General features: G+C 73.3%; 16 protein-coding genes. 8 read left to right on the forward strand and 8 right to left on the reverse strand.

What is annotated here, in order from left to right:
- The first annotated feature begins 499 nt into the window (after window positions 1–499).
- Entirely contained in the window at window positions 500–1,678 is a 1,179-nt protein-coding gene (locus EES41_RS31220; RefSeq protein ID WP_254211625.1) for a serine hydrolase, read from the forward strand.
- A 499-nt stretch (window positions 1,679–2,177) separates the two neighbouring features.
- Here EES41_RS31220 and EES41_RS31225 read toward each other — a convergent pair whose 3' ends face one another.
- A complete protein-coding gene (locus EES41_RS31225) occupies window positions 2,178–3,617 on the reverse strand; it encodes an amidase (RefSeq protein WP_123081309.1) in 1,440 nt (479 codons plus the stop codon).
- 562 nt (window positions 3,618–4,179) lie between these two features.
- On the opposite strand from EES41_RS31225, the gene EES41_RS31230 reads away from it, so the two are divergent.
- The 4 genes from EES41_RS31230 to EES41_RS31245 all read left to right on the forward strand — a co-directional run bounded on the left by EES41_RS31230 (window position 4,180) and on the right by EES41_RS31245 (window position 8,907).
- Window positions 4,180–5,184 carry a LacI family DNA-binding transcriptional regulator gene (locus EES41_RS31230; protein ID WP_123081310.1) on the forward strand — a complete coding sequence of 335 codons (1,005 nt, stop codon included), beginning with the start codon at window positions 4,180–4,182 and terminating at the stop codon, window positions 5,182–5,184.
- Window positions 5,185–5,525: 341 nt separating this feature from the next.
- Entirely contained in the window at window positions 5,526–6,725 is a 1,200-nt protein-coding gene (locus EES41_RS31235; RefSeq protein WP_073772850.1) for a thiolase family protein, read from the forward strand.
- 270 nt (window positions 6,726–6,995) lie between these two features.
- Window positions 6,996–8,435, forward strand: coding sequence for a benzaldehyde dehydrogenase (locus tag EES41_RS31240; protein WP_123081311.1), 1,440 nt, complete (start codon window positions 6,996–6,998; stop codon window positions 8,433–8,435).
- A 64-nt stretch (window positions 8,436–8,499) separates the two neighbouring features.
- Window positions 8,500–8,907, forward strand: coding sequence for a co-chaperone YbbN (locus EES41_RS31245; RefSeq protein WP_123081312.1), 408 nt, complete (start codon window positions 8,500–8,502; stop codon window positions 8,905–8,907).
- A gap of 226 nt (window positions 8,908–9,133) precedes the next feature.
- On the opposite strand, the gene EES41_RS31250 is transcribed toward EES41_RS31245, so the two are convergent.
- Window positions 9,134–9,466, reverse strand: coding sequence for a hypothetical protein (locus EES41_RS31250; protein ID WP_164495989.1), 333 nt, complete (start codon window positions 9,464–9,466; stop codon window positions 9,134–9,136).
- A gap of 20 nt (window positions 9,467–9,486) precedes the next feature.
- Window positions 9,487–9,627, reverse strand: a complete 141-nt coding sequence (locus EES41_RS41660; RefSeq protein ID WP_164495990.1) for a hypothetical protein — start codon at window positions 9,625–9,627, stop codon at window positions 9,487–9,489.
- Between the two features lie 192 nt (window positions 9,628–9,819).
- Here EES41_RS41660 and EES41_RS31255 point away from each other — a divergent pair, with 192 nt between their 5' ends.
- The 3 genes from EES41_RS31255 to EES41_RS31265 all read left to right on the forward strand — a co-directional run bounded on the left by EES41_RS31255 (window position 9,820) and on the right by EES41_RS31265 (window position 14,003).
- Window positions 9,820–11,250 carry an NAD(P)/FAD-dependent oxidoreductase gene (locus EES41_RS31255; protein WP_123081314.1) on the forward strand — a complete coding sequence of 477 codons (1,431 nt, stop codon included), beginning with the start codon at window positions 9,820–9,822 and terminating at the stop codon, window positions 11,248–11,250.
- A gap of 484 nt (window positions 11,251–11,734) precedes the next feature.
- Window positions 11,735–12,295, forward strand: a complete 561-nt coding sequence (locus tag EES41_RS31260) for a hypothetical protein (protein WP_123081315.1) — start codon at window positions 11,735–11,737, stop codon at window positions 12,293–12,295.
- 220 nt (window positions 12,296–12,515) lie between these two features.
- The gene (locus EES41_RS31265) at window positions 12,516–14,003 is read left to right on the forward strand and encodes a YncE family protein (protein WP_123081316.1); all 1,488 of its coding nucleotides are present in this window, start codon (window positions 12,516–12,518) and stop codon (window positions 14,001–14,003) included.
- 56 nt (window positions 14,004–14,059) lie between these two features.
- On the opposite strand, the gene EES41_RS31270 is transcribed toward EES41_RS31265, so the two are convergent.
- From EES41_RS31270 to EES41_RS31295, 5 genes are all read right to left on the reverse strand, one after another.
- Window positions 14,060–14,368: a DUF2087 domain-containing protein gene (locus tag EES41_RS31270; protein ID WP_123081317.1), complete on the reverse strand. Its 309-nt coding sequence runs from the start codon at window positions 14,366–14,368 to the stop codon at window positions 14,060–14,062.
- A gap of 137 nt (window positions 14,369–14,505) precedes the next feature.
- Window positions 14,506–15,156: a hypothetical protein gene (locus EES41_RS31275; protein ID WP_123081318.1), complete on the reverse strand. Its 651-nt coding sequence runs from the start codon at window positions 15,154–15,156 to the stop codon at window positions 14,506–14,508.
- Window positions 15,153–15,740, reverse strand: coding sequence for a DUF6114 domain-containing protein (locus EES41_RS43235; RefSeq protein WP_254211626.1), 588 nt, complete (start codon window positions 15,738–15,740; stop codon window positions 15,153–15,155). The genes EES41_RS31275 and EES41_RS43235 overlap by 4 nt, the downstream gene beginning before the upstream one ends.
- Complete coding sequence (locus tag EES41_RS31290; protein WP_123081319.1) at window positions 15,731–16,342, reverse strand: DUF6230 family protein; 612 nt, start codon at window positions 16,340–16,342, stop codon at window positions 15,731–15,733. Before EES41_RS31290 ends, EES41_RS43235 begins: the two co-directional genes overlap by 10 nt.
- A 148-nt stretch (window positions 16,343–16,490) precedes the next feature.
- Window positions 16,491–17,249, reverse strand: a complete 759-nt coding sequence (locus EES41_RS31295) for a MerR family transcriptional regulator (protein ID WP_254211627.1) — start codon at window positions 17,247–17,249, stop codon at window positions 16,491–16,493.
- Between the last annotated feature and the right edge of the window lie 7 nt (window positions 17,250–17,256).

Raw genomic sequence — 17,256 nt, forward strand, 5'->3', positions numbered from 1 at the left:
CACCCTTGACAGCCCGGCCCGCCCCGGAATGCCAAAGACTGTCGGGAAACCCCCAAAGAACGGTCAGGGGGGAGCACAACCACCGAGCCATCGCGAAACGCCTGGACGGGGGCCCTGCGTAGCGGAAACGCCGCCCGCACCCCAGCCTCGCCGGCGTTTGAGACGCGGGGTTCGGGGCGGAGCCCCGAGCACAGCAAAGGGGGGCCCACCGCGCAGCAGATCGCTACCCGCCTACCACTCGGCTCAGCGGCTGCGGACCGGCCGTGGCTGGACACAAGCCGCCCACACTCGCCACACAGCGCGGACCGGCCGGCGGCCACCGGCTCGTCTCGGGTTGGGCTGATAAAATTGGGCGATTCCACTCAGAGTGGAGGCAACGGTGGTGGTGACCTCACGCTCGGCCCGCAGTACCCCTGCCCGGAGGGCTGTCCTCGTAGCCTGTGCGGCCCTTGCGATCGCAGGCGGCGCCATTCCCCTCGGTTCGACCGCCTCGGCACTCGTGGAGCCCACGCCCGCCGCGACGGCGACCCCCGTTCCGTCGGCCTTGAAGCCGATCGATCCGGCCGCCTTCCAGGCCGCCGTGGACCGTGCGGCGAAGAAGTTGATGGTGCCCGGCGCGGTCGTCCTGCTCCGCACCCCGCAGGGGACCTTCCACGCGACCGTCGGCACGACGGAACTCGGCGCGGCCAAGCCGCCGGACGGAGGCGACCATTTCCGGATCGCCTCCAACACCAAGACGATGACCGGCGCACTGATCACGCTGCTCGCCCAGGACGGCAAGCTCCGGTTGAGCGATCCGGTCTCCGCGTACGTCTCGGGGGTGCCCAACGGAGGGAACATCACCATTAGCCAGCTGCTGAAGATGCGCAGCGGGCTCTACAACTACACGATGGCTCCCGAACTCTCGGCCGCCCTGGACGCCGACCCCGGGAGGGCCTTCACCCCACGGCAGGTGCTGGACATCGCGTTCCGGCACCCACCGAACTTCGCGCCGGACGCGGCGTACGAGTACTCCAACACCAACTTCGCCCTCCTGGGCCTCGTCGCCGAAAAGGCCGGCGGCCGCCCCCTGGCCCAGCAGTTCCAGGACCGGCTGTTCGCCCCCCTCGGGTTGAAGGGGACCTCACTGCCCGGTCTGCACGACCGGTCGCTCCCCGCCCCCTTCTCACACGGCTACATGTACGGAGGGACCTCGTACGCCCTGGCCGACGAGCCCTACCCCGCCGCGATGAGCGAGGCGGCACGGACGGGCAAGCTCAAGCCCACCGACTACACCCATCAGAACCCCTCCTACGCCACCGCCGCCGGTGGAGTCATCTCCACCGCAGACGACCTGGCCACCTGGATCAAGGCGCTGGTGACGGGCAAGGTCCTGAACGCCGCCTCCCAACGGCAGTGGCTCGCCAGCCCCCAGGCCGAGGACCCGGCGGCGCCCGAAGGCCAGAAGTACGGCTACGGGATCGCCTACCAACGCTTCGCCCCGCACGCCTCGATGTACTACCACGGCGGTGAACTCCCGGGCTTCAACTCCTTCATGGGACACGACACGGAGAACGACGTCACCCTCGTGATCTGGACCAACCTGACGCTGTCCCCCGACAGCCACACCACGGCCCAGGCCCTGCTCCCCACCGTCCTCAACCAGATCTACACCGGTCTCAACCTCCCCACCGCCTAAAGGGCCTCACCGGTGCGCGAAGGCGGATCACGGCGACCGCAGCCCGAGACGAGCCGGTGGCTGCCGGCCGGTCCGCGCCATGTGGCGAGTATGAGCGGCTTGTGTCCAGCCACGGCCGGTCCGCAGCCGCTGAGCCGAGTGGTAGGCGGGTAGCGATCTGATGCGCGGTGGGCCCCCTTTGCTGTGCTCGGGGCTCCGCCCCGAACCCCGCGCCTCAAACGCCGGCGAGGCTGGAGTGCGGGCGGCGTTTCCGCTACGCAGGGCCCCCGTCCAGGCGTTTCGCGATGGCCTGGTTGGACCCTCCCCCCTGACCGTTCTTTGGGGGTTTCCCGACAGTCTTTGGCATTCCGGGGCGGGCCGGGCTGTCAAGGGTGGCCGAAGGCCATCGCGAAGCGACGCGACCGGAGGGAGCGCCCTTGACAGGTCGGACCGAACCGGAAGGACAGTGAGACTGACGGGAAACCCCCAGCACTGTTCCATCCCGCCCGACGAAAACCCCTCAGGCCCCCGCCTCCACTCCCACTCCCACTCCCGCCCCCGCAGGCCAGTGCCGACCCCACGCCTCCGCCGCCTCCACCTGTGCCGCCAGTGACAGCAGCAGCGGCTCCGAGTGGCCCGGGCCGAGGAGTTGGGCGCCCAAGGGGAGGCCGTCCGGGGTGAAGCCCGCGGGGATGTTGATCCCCGGCCAGCCCAGGACGTTCCACGTCCAGGCGTACGGGCACGCGGCGATCATCGCCCGGTCGGTGTCCAGGGCTCCGAGTCCGGCCAGGGCCCCGATGCGCAGCGGTGGTGTGGCCGTCGTCGGCGTGAGGACCACGTCGAAGCGCCCGAAGATCTCCCCGACCCGGCGGCGCAGTGCTCCCTCCGCCCGGCGGGAGATCCGCAGGGGCAGTCCGCCCAGCAGGCGCCCCGTACGCACCGCCTCCCGCGTGCGGGGGTCCAGCAGGGCGGGGTTCGGCACCCGGGACGCGAGGTCCCGTACGCCCGCGGTGGCCCGAGGGGTGAAGGTCAGCCCGATCGGACCGTACCGGGGGTCCTCCGGGACCACCTCGTGGCCCAGTGCCTCCAGCCGCCCGGCGAGCCGTTCCACCGCCGAACGGACCACGGGGTCCAGGCTCTTGGCCGTCGCCGTGAAGGCCATGCCGAAGGACAGCGCGATGCGCAGGCGGCGGGGCGCGCGCCGGGCGGCCTCGACGGCGGACACCTGCGGCGGGCGGTGCAGGTCGCCGGGGTCGGGGCCGCCGGCGGCGTCCAGCAGGAGCGCCGCGTCCGCGACGGTACGGGCCAGCACGCCGTTGACCGTCAGCCCGTGGAACGACTCGGGTTCCGGCCAGGTGGAGATGCGTCCCCGCTGCGGTTTCACGCCCACCAGGTGCGTCCAGGCCGCGGGGATCCGTACCGAACCCGCCCCGTCGGACCCCAGCGCCGCCGGGACCAGCCCCGCGGCCACGGCGGCCGCCGAACCGCCGGACGAACCGCCCGGGGTGTAGTCCGGGTTCCAGGGGTTGCGGGTGTCCCCGAAGGCCGGGCCCTCGGTGAACGGCCACTGCCCCAGCTCCGGCGTCTGGGTCTTGCCCAGCACCACGGCGCCGGCCGCGCGCAGCCTGCGTACCGCCTCGCTGTCGGCGGACTTGGGCGGGAACTCCCCGGCGCAGCCGAAGGAGGTCGGCTCCCCGGCCACGTCCATGTCGTCCTTGACGGCCAGCGGAACCCCGAGCAGCGGCAGTCGCTCGCCCGCGGCCAGCCGCCGGTCCGCCGCGTCGGCCTCCGCGAGCGCGGCCTCGGCGCGTACGATCCGGAAGGCGTTGAGGGAGGGCTGCGCGGCCTCGATCCGGACCAGGGCGTCCTCGGTCAACTGGCGCGCGGACACGGCTCCTTCGGCGAGGGCGGTCGCCATCTCCACCAATCCGGCGCGTGTGGAAACAGACGGAACCGACATCGGACCTCCCCAGTTACCGATCGGTAGGAAGACAGTAACGGGGGAGGGCCGGCCCTGACTAGATCCGGCCCTCCAACGAGGCCGTGAACCCGTCGAAGTCGCCCCGGTGGACCTCGTGTCCGACGGCCGCAGAACCCTTGCCGTGAGCGGTCGCGGGCGCCGGACACCGGGTCGAAGAGGGTGGCGGAGATCGCGGAGACCCCCGCGATCAGGCCGAAGTTGGAGACCTGTTCGCGGGGGCGATGTGTTCGACCTGGATGCAGGCTGCGACGAACGCGACGGGGCGACGGCACGGCGGGTCACGTGCGCGCGCACTTCGGTGAATGAGCTGCGACAGCGAGATTACACGTGTCAATGACTCGTGTAATCACTGCGCGGTATCCGTTTCCGGCCATCCGTCAGCCCCAGGGTGCAACGGGTCTGGAAGGATGCCACGGCAATGTCTCAGTCATCGAAGCCGCCGAAGCCGCAGAAGCCGTCGGATTCGCCCAAGTCGCCGAAGTCGACGCAGCGGCGGAACACCCCGCCGGCACCCGCCACCCCGCACCCCGCGCCGTCCCCCGTGCCGACCAGCGCCGACGTGGCACGCCTCGCCGGCGTCTCCCGCGCGACGGTTTCGTACGTCCTGAACAACGCGGAAGCCGTACGCATCAGCGAGCCGACCCGGCGCAAGGTCCGAGAGGCCGCCGAGGAACTCGGGTACGTCCCGCACGCCGCCGCCCGGAGCCTGCGTGCCGGGCACACCCGGATCGTGCTGCTGCCGATCTCCCACGTGCCGATCGGCCCGCTCTACAGCGCCTTCCTCAACGAGCTCCAGTGGGCCCTGCGCCGCCTCGACTACACCGTCGTCCAGTACGGCAGCCTCGGGCTCAGCGGGGACGAGGCCGCGCGCGCCTGGGCCGAGCTGCGACCCGTCGCGGTGATCTCCCTCGGCGAGATCGGCCTGTCCGCGCACAACGTCGCCACCCTCAAGCGGGCCGGGGCGCGCGCGGTGATAACCCTGGGGCCGGTGGGAGTGCCGGGTGCGCACGCGCTGGGCATGGACCAGACGGAGGTGGGCGCGCGGGCCACGGAGCACCTGATCGGGCGGGGACACCGCCGGATCGGCGTGGTCGTCCCGGAGGAGGCCGGTCTGGAGCCGTTCTCCGCGCCGCGGCTGGCGGGAGCCCGGTCCGCGGTGACCGCGGCCGCCGAAGCCACTGGTATCGACATCGGCATCGAACCGCTCGCCATGTCCTACACCGAGGAGTCGGCCGCCGGGCTCGCGGCCCGCTGGCGTTCGCTCGGACTGGACTCGGTGTTCGCGTACAACGACGAGTACGCGATGCTGCTCATGCGGGCCCTCCAGGACGAGGGGCTGCGGGTGCCCGAGGACGTCGCCGTCATCGGCGCCGACGACCTGCTCATCGGGCGGCTGCTGCGGCCCCGGCTGAGCACGGTGCAGATCGAGATGCCGACCGGTGACCACCTGGCCTCGCTGGTGGACCGGGCGGTCCGAGAGCCGTCGGAGCTCACACAACGGCACGACCTGATGACGGCCGCGGCCCTCCACCGCGACTCAACCTGACCCGCCGGACCCCCACCGCCGGCGGCCCCCCCGGGCCCCGCCAGGATCCACCCGGCCCGACGGTGAACCCCGCCCGGCGGCTGCCCGGGCTCGCCCCCGGGCCGGGAGGCGGGCCGCCCCTGGCGGTTCGTTGCGACCCGGCCTCCCCGCGGCTCCCGACCGGCGGCTGGCTCGTAGGCCGGGATCGGTTCCCCGGGTCGGCTCCGGGGAGCGTTGACAGTCGGTCGTCGGCGGACGGAGACTTCGGGCGCGCCCTACCGGGCGTCCCGGCGTCGTCCCCCGGTGCCCACCCCGGCACCGGCCGCGCCGCCGCCCGTACGGATCCGCCCAGGAGAGCCCCGATGAGCATCCGCACCGTCCGCGACGTGTACGTCGTCGACGCCGTCCGCACCCCGATCGGCAAGTTCGGCGGCGCCTTCGCCAAGGTCCGGCCGGACGACCTGGCCGCGCACGTGGTCCGCGCGCTGGTGGACCGTACGCCCGACCTCGACCCGGCCCGCATCGACGACGTGGTCTTCGGCGACGCCAACGGCGCGGGCGAGGACAACCGTGACGTGGCGCGGATGGCCGTACTGCTCGCCGGGCTCCCGGTGACCGTCCCCGGTGTGACCGTCAACCGGCTCTGCGGTTCCGGCCTCGAAGCCGTGATCCAGGCGGCCCGCGCGATCGCGCTCGGCGATGCCTCGGTGGCGATCGCGGGCGGGGTCGAGTCCATGACCCGGGCCCCCTGGGTGGTCCAGAAGCCGGAGCGGGCGTTCCCCGCCGGTCACCAGGAGATGTGGTCGACCACCCTCGGCTGGCGGATGACCAACCCGCGGATGCCCGCGGAGTGGACGATCTCCCTCGGGGAGAGCGCCGAGCTCATCGCCGAGAAGTACGGGATCAGCCGGGAGGCGCAGGACCGCTTCGCGCTGGAGAGCCACCGCAAGGCCGCCGACGCCTGGTCGGCGGGGCTGTACGACAAGGAGGTCGTGCCGTACCCGGGTGTGGACCTGGTCCGGGACGAGTGCGTCCGGGAGGGTTCCACCCCTGAGGCACTGGCCCGGCTGAAGCCGGTCTTCCGGACGGACGGCACCGGTACGGTCACGGCCGCGAACTCCTCCCCGCTCAACGACGGCGCCGCCGCGCTGCTGTTGACCGACGAGGCGGGCCTGGCGGCCACCGGCCGGGAGCCGCTCGCCCGGATCAGCGCCTCCGCGGTCACCGGGATCGAACCGCAGTTCTTCGGGCTCGGTCCGGTCGAGGCCGTCCAGAACGCGCTGGCCAAGGCCGGCCGCAGCCTGGGCGACCTCGGGGTCTTCGAGCTCAACGAGGCCTTCGCGGCGCAGGCGTTGGGCTGTCTGGAGGCATGGCCTGAGCTGGACCGCGCGGTCCTGAACCCGCGTGGCGGGGCCATCGCCATCGGTCACCCGCTGGGCGCGTCGGGCGCCCGGCTCGCGGGGTCGGTCGCGCACCAGCTGGCGGCGGCGGGCTCCGGTACCGGTATGGCGGCGCTGTGCATCGGCGTCGGGCAGGGCATCGCGCTGGTCCTCGAACGCTGACCGGCGCTGACCGGCGCTGACCGGCGCTGACCGGGGCGGAGCGGAGGCGCGGACCGGAGGCGCGGATCTGAGCGGGCGCGGGGCCGGGTTCGGGCCCCGCCGCCCGCCCGCGCCGGTCGATCGTTTCCGGTCACCGCGTTCCGTCAACTGCCCAATAACTGAACAGAAGTGGTGCCCCCGTTCTGGCACGATGGCGCGTGCTGCGGCCCGCCGCCCCACCGCCCGCCGCCCCGCCCGCCCCCCGCCGATCCCCACCGGAGGCCCCGCGCCATGCCGCTCCTCGACCCGACGCTCTGGCAGGACGGACCCACCCTCACCGGCGGTACCGCCCCCGTCGTCGAACCCGCGACCGGGCGTACCCTCGCCACCATCGGCCTCGCCGCGCCCGCAGACGTCGCGGAGGCCGGCGTACGCGCCCGGGCCGCGCAGGACGGCTGGGGGCGGGCCACCCACGTGGAGCGCGCGGCGGTGCTGCGCCGCGCCGGGGACCTGTTCGCCGCGCACGCCGACGAGCTGCGCGAATGGATCGTGCGGGAGTCCGGCTCGATACCCGGCAAGGGCGACTTCGAGCTGCACGTCGCCGCCCAGGAGTGCTACGAGGCCGCCGCCCTGGCCTCGCGCCCGGTCGGCCAGGTGCTGACGAGCGAGGCGCCCCGGCTGTCCTTCACCCGCCGGGTCCCGGCCGGGGTGGTCGGCGTCATCGCCCCGTTCAACGCCCCGCTGATCCTGTCGATCCGCTCGGTCGCGCCGGCGCTGGCGCTCGGGAACGCGGTCCTGCTCAAGCCGGACCGCCGTACCGCCGTCTGCGGCGGGCTCGCGCTCGCCGCCGTCTTCGCGGCCGCCGGGCTCCCGGCCGGGCTGCTGCAGGTGCTGCCCGGCGGCGGCGAGACGGGGGCCGCCGTGGTCGCGGACCCCCGGGTACGGGTGGTGTCCTTCACCGGCTCCACGGCCAGCGGCCGCGCCGTCGGTGAACTGGCGGGCCGTCACCTCAAGCGCGCGCACCTGGAGTTGGGCGGCAACTCCGCCCTCGTCGTACTCCGGGACGCGGACGTGGAGGCCGCCGTCGCCCAGGCCTCCTGGGGCGCCTTCTTCCACCAGGGCCAGATCTGCATGACCGCAGGGCGCCACCTCGTACACGCCTCGCTGTACGACGAGTACGTCGAGCGGCTCGCCGCGCGGGCCGAGGAGCTGGCGGTGGGGGACCCCTACCGCGAGCGGGTGCACCTGGGACCGCTGATCGACCGCGCCCAGCTGGAGCGGGTCCACGCGCTGGTGGAGGCCAGCACGGCGCAGGGCGCCAAGCTCGTCGCGGGCGGCACCCACCGGGACCTGTTCTACCGGCCCACCGTGCTCGCCGGGGTCGCCGACGACACCCCCGCCTACGCGCAGGAGGTCTTCGGCCCGGTCGCGCCCGTACGGTCCTTCGCGACGGAGGAGGAGGCGGTCGCGCTGGCCTCGGCGGGCCCGTACGGACTCTCCCTCGGCATCGTCACCCGGGACACGGCGCGCGGGCTGGCCCTCGCGGACCGGATCCCGACCGGGATCGCGCACATCAACGACCAGACGGTGAACGACGAGGCCGTGGCCCCCTTCGGCGGTGTCGGCGCCTCCGGTACGGGCGCGCGGTTCGGCGGCGAGGCGAACCTGGACGCCTTCACCGAACTGCGCTGGACCACGACCCGCGCCACGCCGGCCGGCCACCCCTTCTGAGGAATGCTCCGGGCGCGTACGTCGTTCACCGAGCACAGGAACCACTCAGGAGGTCTGGAGAACCGTGGCAACAGTCGAGCTCACCAAGGAGAACTTCGACCAGACGGTCAGCGAGAACCCGTTCGTGCTGATCGACTTCTGGGCCGGGTGGTGCAGGCCCTGCCTGCAGTTCGCCCCCGTCTACGAGAAGGCCGCGACCGCCAACCCGGACCTGGTCTTCGCCAAGGTGGACACGGAGGCCCAGCAGGAGCTGGCCGCCGCCTTCGACATCACCTCGATCCCCACCCTGATGATCATCCGGGACCAGGTGGCCATCTTCGCGCAGCCCGGCGCCCTGCCCGAGGCCGCGCTGACGGACCTGATCGGCCAGGCCCGCGCTCTCGACATGGACGAGATCCGCGCCAAGATCGCCGCCGAGCAGGACAAGGCGGCATCGGCCGGCGAGCCCGGGTCCGGCACGCCGGAGGCCTGAGATTGCGCGACACGGCGCCCGGCCTGCGGTGACACTGGTCCGTATGACCGAAGCCGTGTTCTAACGGATCCGGCTTCTTCACAGATCAGAGGCTGTTTGTCGATCCGCTGGAGAGCGGAAATCTCACCCGGGGGTCGGAGGCGTCGCCTTCGACCCCCAAAAGTGCGTTCACGAACTGCGCGGCCCCAACGGCCAGCTCATCGCCGGTCTGCGTCGATACGGGTGGTCACCAGGCACCTCCCGCGCGGAGCGTTGTCAGCCGGTCGGCGAGGCCGCGGATCAGGGCCGCGTGTGTCACGAGCGCGGCTGCGAACTCCCGCAGACCGGAGGGGTCCAGTGTCGCGCCGGGCTCGATGATCTCGATGTAGATGCTGGCGGGCACGGGGACGGTGCCGAATGGGAAGCCGACGAGCTCGGCGTGCAGGTCGATGAGACCGTCGGGGACGGGCACGGGTACCGAGTGGTGGATATCCACCCGGTACCCGGGGTGCTCGTCGGCGTGGCCGGCGCACCAGGGCGGTTCGGGGAGGGTGACCGACCCGGCGTCGATGGTGGGCACCGTGACAGTGCGGGCCGCGGTCACTGGCCACCGCCGGCGGCCTGTCGGAGCTTGGCGGCGGACCGGCTGCGGATCATGGCCGTCTCGACGGCCGGCTGGGCAGCGATCTGCTGGAGCAGGCCGCGGGTGTCCGCGCCGGGCTCGTGTGTAGCGTCGCGCATAAGTCTGGACTCCTTGAAAAGAAGAGTTCCGGATCGGATCAATGCCCCGGCTGAGTCGTCGCCGCACCACGCCGGGGCCGCCCGTCATCTCCCGCGTGTCTCACAGACCCCACGTACAGTGACGGGATATGAGCCCCTGACCGGGATTCCTGCGGGTCCTGGTGGACCTCTTGGAACCCTTGGAAGGTGTCTATGTCGGAAGCCGTGGAGTACGACGTCGTAGTGCTCGGCGGGGGCCCGGTCGGCGAGAACGTCGCCGACCGGACCCGCGCCGCCGGGCTCAGCACCGCCCTCGTGGAGGGCGAGCTCGTGGGCGGGGAGTGCTCGTACTGGGCCTGCGTGCCGAGCAAGGCCCTGCTGCGCCCCGTGCTCGCGCGGGCGGACGGGCGCCGGGTTCCCGGCCTCGCGGGGGCCGTCGGGGGCCCGCTGGACACCGCCGCGGTGTTCGCGCACCGCGACTACTGGACCAACGACTGGAACGACGACGGCCAGCTCGACTGGCTCGGCTCGATCGGCGTCCACCTCTACCGGGGACACGGACGGCTCTACGGGTCCCGGAAGGTCGCGGTCACCAGCCCCGAGGGGGAGCACCACGTACTGTCCGCCCGGCACGCGGTGGTCGTCTGCACCGGCAGCCGGGCCGTGATCCCGGACGTGCCCGGGATCGCCGGGGCCCGGCCCTGGACCAGCCGCGAGGCGACGTCCGCCCGGGAGGTTCCGGGGCGGCTGCTCATCGTCGGCGGTTCGGTGGTGGCCGCCGAGATGGCCACCGCCTGGCAGGGCCTCGGCTCGCAGGTCACCGTGCTCGCGCGGGACTCCGGGCTGCTGCCGCGGATGGAGCCCTTCGCGGGCGAGCTGGTCGCCGAGGCGCTGCGCGAGGCCGGCGCGGTGGTCCGTACGGGGGTCTCGGTGGAGGCGGTCGTACGGGACGGCTCGACCGGGCCCGTTCAGGTGGTGCTGCAGGGCGGCGAGACGCTGGAGGGCGACGAGCTGCTGATGGCGACGGGCCGGGCGCCGCGCACCGAGGACATCGGGCTGGAGACGGTCGGCCTGAAGCCGGGGGACTGGATCGCGGTCGACGACAGCTGCCGGGTGCCGGGGCACGACTGGCTGTACGCGGTGGGCGACGTCAACCACCGGGCGCTGCTCACCCATCAGGGCAAGTACCAGGCCCGGATCACGGGCGCCGTCATCGCCGCGCGCGCGGCGGGGTCCGGCGAGCTCGACACCTCGCGCTGGGGAGCGCACGTGGCGACCGCCGATACGGAGGCGCTTCCGCAGGCGGTGTTCACCGACCCGGAGGCGGCTGCCGTGGGACTGACCCTGGCCGGGGCGGGGCGGGCCGGGTACCGGGTGCGGGCGGTGGACTACGACCTCGGCAAGGTGTCCGGCGCGGGGCTGTACGCCGACGGGTACCGGGGGCGGGCCCGGATGGTCGTGGACCTGGACCGCGAGGTCCTGCTCGGCGTGACCTTCGTGGGGCCGGGCGCGGCCGAGCTGGTGCACGCGGCGACGATCGCGGTGGCGGGGGAGGTCCCGATCGCGCGGCTGTGGCACGCGGTGCCGTCGTTCCCGACGGTGAGCGAGATCTGGCTCAGGCTGCTGGAGGCGTACCGGGGGTAGACGAGCCGCCGGTTCCGCGGCGCGGGCGTGGGCGCGGGGGCGGCGGGGCGGCGGGGTGGCTGTTCGCGGCGTCGCCGGACCGCGGGGCGGGCTGCCGGGCCGCCCGGTCCCGGGGCCGCCGGATTTCCGCGGCGTGCCGGCGGGTTCCCGGGCCGCTGGGCTCGGGCGGGCCTCGGCGTCCCGCTCGTGGGCGGGTGGGGTGCGGAGCTGGGGCGGTTGCCGGGTGGGTGGTGGTGGGGGTTTCGGCCATATCGCGGGGGCGGGGGACGCGCGCCTCGGCGGGCCTTCGGGGCGTCGCGTGCCGCGCGAAGCCGCTGTGTGGCCCAGCTGTGTGGCGCCCAGGGTGCCCGACGGCGATCCACGCGGCGCCCGGCAGCGGGCGCCGGTATCCGGCCGCGGTGACGGCGCGGGGTTCAGCGAAGATCACGCTTAGGTTAGCCTTGCCTAAGTTGATCGAGCTTCCCCATCGGAGAGGTGTCTTCCCATGCGCGCCGCCCACCTGCCCCGTACGCCCCGCACCGCCGCCCGCCTCGTGGCCCGCGCCGCCTTCGCCGCCACCGCGGCCGTCGCGCTCGCGCTCGGCGTGGCCGGTTCCGCCTCCGCCGCCACTTCCACCCGTACCGTCACCGACGGCGGGACCACCTACCAGCTCAGCCTCACCGCACCCGGCACCGCCGCCGCGGCCGGCGAGAACATCACGGTCACCGGCAGCGGCTACAACACCGGGCAGGGCATCTACGTGAGTCTGTGCGCGGTCAGCGGAGCGCCGGGCTCCGCCAAGCCGACGCCCTGCCTCGGCGGTTCGGACCAGGCGGGCACCACCGGCGCCTCGCACTGGGTCTCCAACGTCCTGGGCGGCACCCTGCCCAACACCTCGCGCTTCGGCGCGGGCGGCACCTTCAGCGTGACGATCCACGTCAAGGCCGACCTCGGCAACGGCCAGATATGCGGCGAGACGGTCGAGTGCGCGGTCGTCACCCGCGCGGACCACTTCAACTCGGGCAACCGCAAGTACGACGTCCACGTCCCGGTGGCCTTCAACTAGGGCCTGTCTTTCGGATCATGCCGGGCTCGCGGGGTCTGGCACGCACGCTCGCCGCGTTGTCGTCGGTCGCCAACGCTCCGCGTTGGCTCCCTCCTCCGCCTTGCGATCGCACGCACCAGGCCCCGCTCCCTGATCCGGCCTGATCCAAAAGACAGGCCCTAGCCCCGTTCCGCCCTTGCCCTGCCCGCAGCCGCCCGCCGTCCGTCCTCGCGAGGAAGTCATGAAACCCCACGCCCCGCGCGTCACCGGAGCGCTCGTGTTCACCACTGCCACCGCCGCCGCGCTGATCGTGGCCGTCACGGCCGGTGGCGCCGGAGCGGAACCGGCGGCGCCGTCACCGCAGGCCGCGCCCGGCGCCGTCACCTATCGGGAGGCGGGACGTTTCACCACCGCCGGCAAACCCCGTGACCTGCTGCTGCACCCCGAGTCGAAGAACCTGTACGTCGGCTCCGAGGACCTGGCGGACACCGCCGACGTCAACGAAGGCGGGCTGTACGTCCTGAACCCCGCCGACGGCTCCGTACGCAGCACCGTCACCCGGATCCCGGGCCCCACGGGCGCCCTCGGCCGCCGCGCCGTCACCCGGATCGGCGCCGCGCTCCCGGGTGACGGCGTCGTGTTCGGCTACCCGCTGCGCGGCATCGGCACGGCCAGGACCGGCGACGAGACGGCCGCCGGGGCCTGGGTGGCGGGCGCGACGGTCACCGACCTCGGCCCGGGCACCGGCCCCGGCACCGCACTGGTGGCGCAGGGGCCGGTGCTGGTGGAGGTGGACCTCGCCACGGCGGCGGTACGGCGCTCGCTCACCCTGGAGGGCGGCGACTCCTTCGCGGTGGACGCCGCGCGCAAGACGGTGTGGTTCACGGACTTCGCCAACCGCCGCCTGTACAAGGTCGATACGGAGCGGCTGGCGGTCGTGGCGACCGTGGAACTCCCGGCGGGCGAGGGCTTCGGCGGGTTCACCGAGGTGGATCCGCAGACCGGCGCCGTGTGGGTGGGGCTGGACGACTCGGTCGTCGTGTACGCGGCCACCAGCACCCGGCTCGGGGCTCTGAGCGGCAAGGACCTGCCCCGCGCGGCGCGGTTCGACTCCGTGACCGGGCAGGCGTTCGTGGTCTGGCAGGACGCCGGGGACCCCTCGCTGCCGGGCAGCGACAACGACGGCACGCTGACCGTGCACCGGTCCGCCGATCTGACCGAGCTCGTACGACCCGTCGTACTTCCGGGCAATCACGTCCAGTTGGGGGTGGCGAGCCTTGCCGTGCAGCCCGGGGCGGAGGTGGTGCTGGTGAGCAGCCCCGCGCAGGGGACGATCACCCGCCTGGAGCGGTTCGTAGCGCCTGAGCCCTCGCCGGACCCGTCCTCGCACCCCTCGCCTTCGCCGGATCCGTCCGCGTCGGCCCCGTCGCCGGGGGCTTCCGCCGGTACGCCGGCCGGTCCCGGTTCGGCGACGTCTCCCGCCGCCTCACCCGTTCCCGCCCCGGCCGGCTCCACGGCGGCGCCCGGCGCGGTCGTCGGAGGCACCGGAGGCACCGGAGGGCAGCCGCCGGCGGCCGGTCCGGCGCCCGCTCCCGCCCCGCACGGCTCCCTCGCGTCCACCGGCACCACCGCGCTGTCCCTCGCCGGGACCGCCGCCGCCCTGACCCTGGCGGGGTGGGCCCTGATCCGGTTCCGCGCAGGCCGCTCCGGCCGTATGGGCCCTGGCTGAGCAGACGCCGGCCGGGCCGCGGAAGTGCTGCGCGAAGAAGGGTGGCTGACGATCCGTTACGAGGTGATCGTGGCCCGCCGGTAGCTGCTGCCGTCCCGGGTCCGGGTGAGGAGGCCCGAGGTGATCAGGTAGCGCCGCAGCGCCGAGCAGTCCTCGTGCACGGCGCGCAGCGCGTCGTTGACCTCCGGCTCGGTGTAGTCGCGGTCCCGCGCGAACAGGGTTTCGGTGAGGTGCGCGAGCAACTGCTCGCGGCGGGCGGCCCTGCGGGGGATGGCGATGAGCCGCCCGTCGGAGGAGAAGAGGTCACCGACCCCTCGCTGCGTCGTACGGTCTGCGGCCTGCGGTTCAGCGGTGCTTTGCGACATCCCCCGACCCTCCTCCGCCCCCTCCCGGCGCGCAACGCATTTTCCCCACCCGGCGCGGCCGCCACGGCCGTCGCGTACGCGCGCGGGCCCGCCGCCCCGGGTGGGTGGGGGCGGCGGGCCCGGTGGTGCGGGGTGGGTCAGGGGCCGACGGTGATCTGCTGCGTCGGGTCGGTGGTGTCGGTGACCTTGTAGACGGCGTTGAAGGTGGAGGAGGTCGCGCTCGTCGGGCAGCCGAAGGTGCCGGTGACCTGGACGGGGACGGAGGCGTTCGTGAAGGTCAGGCTCGGCGGGGCGCCGTTGACCCAGGTGCCGCCGACCGCGCCCGGGGCGGTGGGGGCGGCGGTGACCGTACAGGTGGCCAGGCCGGTCGTGTGGACGACGAGGCCGCCCACCGGCACCGTCATCGTGGCGGTGATCGGGGAGCCGTTCTGCATCGACACCGTCCAGGCGCCGCTCGTCGTCACGGTCGGGGTGACGCCCGGAATGCTGGAGCCACAGGAGCTGTACGTGGGCGGCGAGATCGGTGAGGACACCGCCCCGGCCGGGTTCTGGTTGCCGGGGGCCGCCGGGACGGTTCCGGTGGAGACGGAGACGTTGCAGGTCACCGTCACCGAACCGGCCTTGAGGGTGGCCTTCCCGCTCAGGGTGGCCTTGAAGGAATGCCCGGCCGGGGTGACGGTGGTCGACCCGGCCTGCGGTAACGGAGTGGCGGTGGCGGTGACCGAGGCCAGCGACAGGGCTCCGGCCGCGGCCATCCCGAGGGCGAGCGCGGTGCGCGTACGGCTCATGGCTGTGCTCCTTGGGGATCGTGGTGCGGGGTGGGCGTGGGGGTGGGGGTGCGGGGCTCGCCGTCGGCCGGGGGCGAGGCGGAGCCTCCGGCGGTCCGGTCCCCTGCGGTCTGGTTCCCGCCGGGTCGGTTCCCGGTGCGGCGGTCCGCGTACGGCTGCCACGCGAACATCAGGCCGCCGCCGAAGATGCCGAGCAGGGTGCCGATCAGGAACCCGCCGAGGTTCGACAGGACCAGCGCGGCGGTCGCGATGAGGGTGGTGAGGATCCCGGCCAGGACGCGTTGCGGGGGAGCGAACCAGCCGGTGAGGCCGAGCACGATCATGACGGCTCCCATCAGGACGGACGGGATCCCCGCCACGCCCTGCTGGAGCATGATCTTCAACGGTGCCAGCGGGAGGACGCAGATCCAGGCCCCGGAGAGGAGGGTGAGGAGCCCGCCCCAGAACGGCCTGCTGCGCCGCCACCGCCTCCAGCGCTGCCAGGACCAGGACCGGGACCGCGACTCGGACCGCGACTGCGACCGCGACTCGGACTGCGACCGCGACTCGGACCGCGACCGCGACCGGCGGCGGCTCAGAAGCATTCCTTCTTGCCCTTGCTGATGTTCATGCTCAGCCCGGAGAGCTTGAAGGTTCCGGCGTTGGTCGCCCACGCCGTCTGGTGGAGACCGGTGATGCTGACGGTGTCCGCCTGCTGGGCGAACAGGTCCTGCATGCCCTGCGCCTCGGCCGGCCCCTTGTCGAGGGTGGAGGCGTCGCGCGCGATCTCGATGTTGCTGAAGACCGCGTCGCCGGAGAGCTGCGTCGCGTCGACGAACAGGTTGCTCGCCTCGACCGGCGTCTTGCCGCCGGCGGTGAGGTTGAGCGAGATGTCACCGATCACCGGGAGCGTGGTGACCACCGACTGGCACAGGTCGTGGAGCTTGGCCTCCCGGATGGCGGTGACCGCCACCGGGATGAGCTCGTCACGGGCGTTGACGTCCACGCTGCCGTACTGGGCGAAGCCCTCGCCCTCCAGGCTGCTGGCCGACACTTTGAACTGCTGCCCGGAAACGGCGAACGAGGCGGCCAGTGCCCCCTGCGCGAGGGCGATGCCGAGGCCCGCGGTCACCGCGATGGCGGGTACGGCCAGAAGGGCGAACCGGCGCCATCGAACACCGCCGGCTCCGCTTTCGGGTGTGGACAACTCGCCTGATAAGTGCGGGGAATCTGCCATGAGATCGTCCCTTATATCGGCTGTGCACCGTTGTTACCGACGAGTTGAATGTAAGAGTGCCAATGGTGGTTGGCAAGGTTGTGCGAGCGCTGCTTTTCGGCCGACTCCTACTCGCGGGTCACCGCTCCCCGCGCAGCAGTTCGGCGACCTCCGCCTCCACCCGCTGCCCCATCGCCCGTGCGAATTCGGTGGCCACGACCTCGCCGGCCACCGGCCGCAGCGCCGCCACCGCCGAGGAGATGTGATCCAGCTCCATGGCCGAAAGTCCCTCCAGCCCCTCCGCGCCGATCACATGCCGCCGGAACAATCCGACGAACCGGTCCGCGAGTGCGGCGGCCTGCGCCTGTACGAAGTCCCCCGCGTCCAGGATCTCCGCGAGCGGCACCCCCTGGCGCACCAGCGCCAGCGTCGCCTCCAGCAGCCGCCGGCTCCGGTGCGTGATCCGGTCCCCGTCGATCCGTACGTAACCCAGCTCGGCCGCCCGCCGGGTGTCCTCGGCGGTCGCCGTCGGGCCGAACAGCTCCCGCAGCTCGGCCCGGGTCATGGTGACCGGGTCCTCCTGGATCCAGTCGCGGGTCATCTCCCGCTCCAGCCCCAGCAGTTGGGACAGGCCGCCGCCCTCTTCCCAGGCGCGCAGCAGCTCGGCGATGCCGTTGACGGTGTAGCCCCGCCCCAGCAGCTCGCTGATCAGCCGCAGCCGGGCCAGGTGCTCGTCGGAGTACCAGGCGATCCGGCCCTCGCGACGCGGCGGCGGCAGCAGCCCGCGCTCCTGGTAGTAGCGCAGGTTGCGGACCTTGACGCCCGCCGCCCGCGCCACGTCCTCCCGGCGGTAGCGCCCGGAGCCGCTGCTTGCGTCCTGTTCCACCTGGCTGCCCACGCGGCCG

It is taken from the genome of Streptomyces sp. ADI95-16 (genome assembly GCF_003721495.1).
Classification (GTDB): Bacteria; Actinomycetota; Actinomycetes; order Streptomycetales; family Streptomycetaceae; genus Streptomyces; species Streptomyces goshikiensis.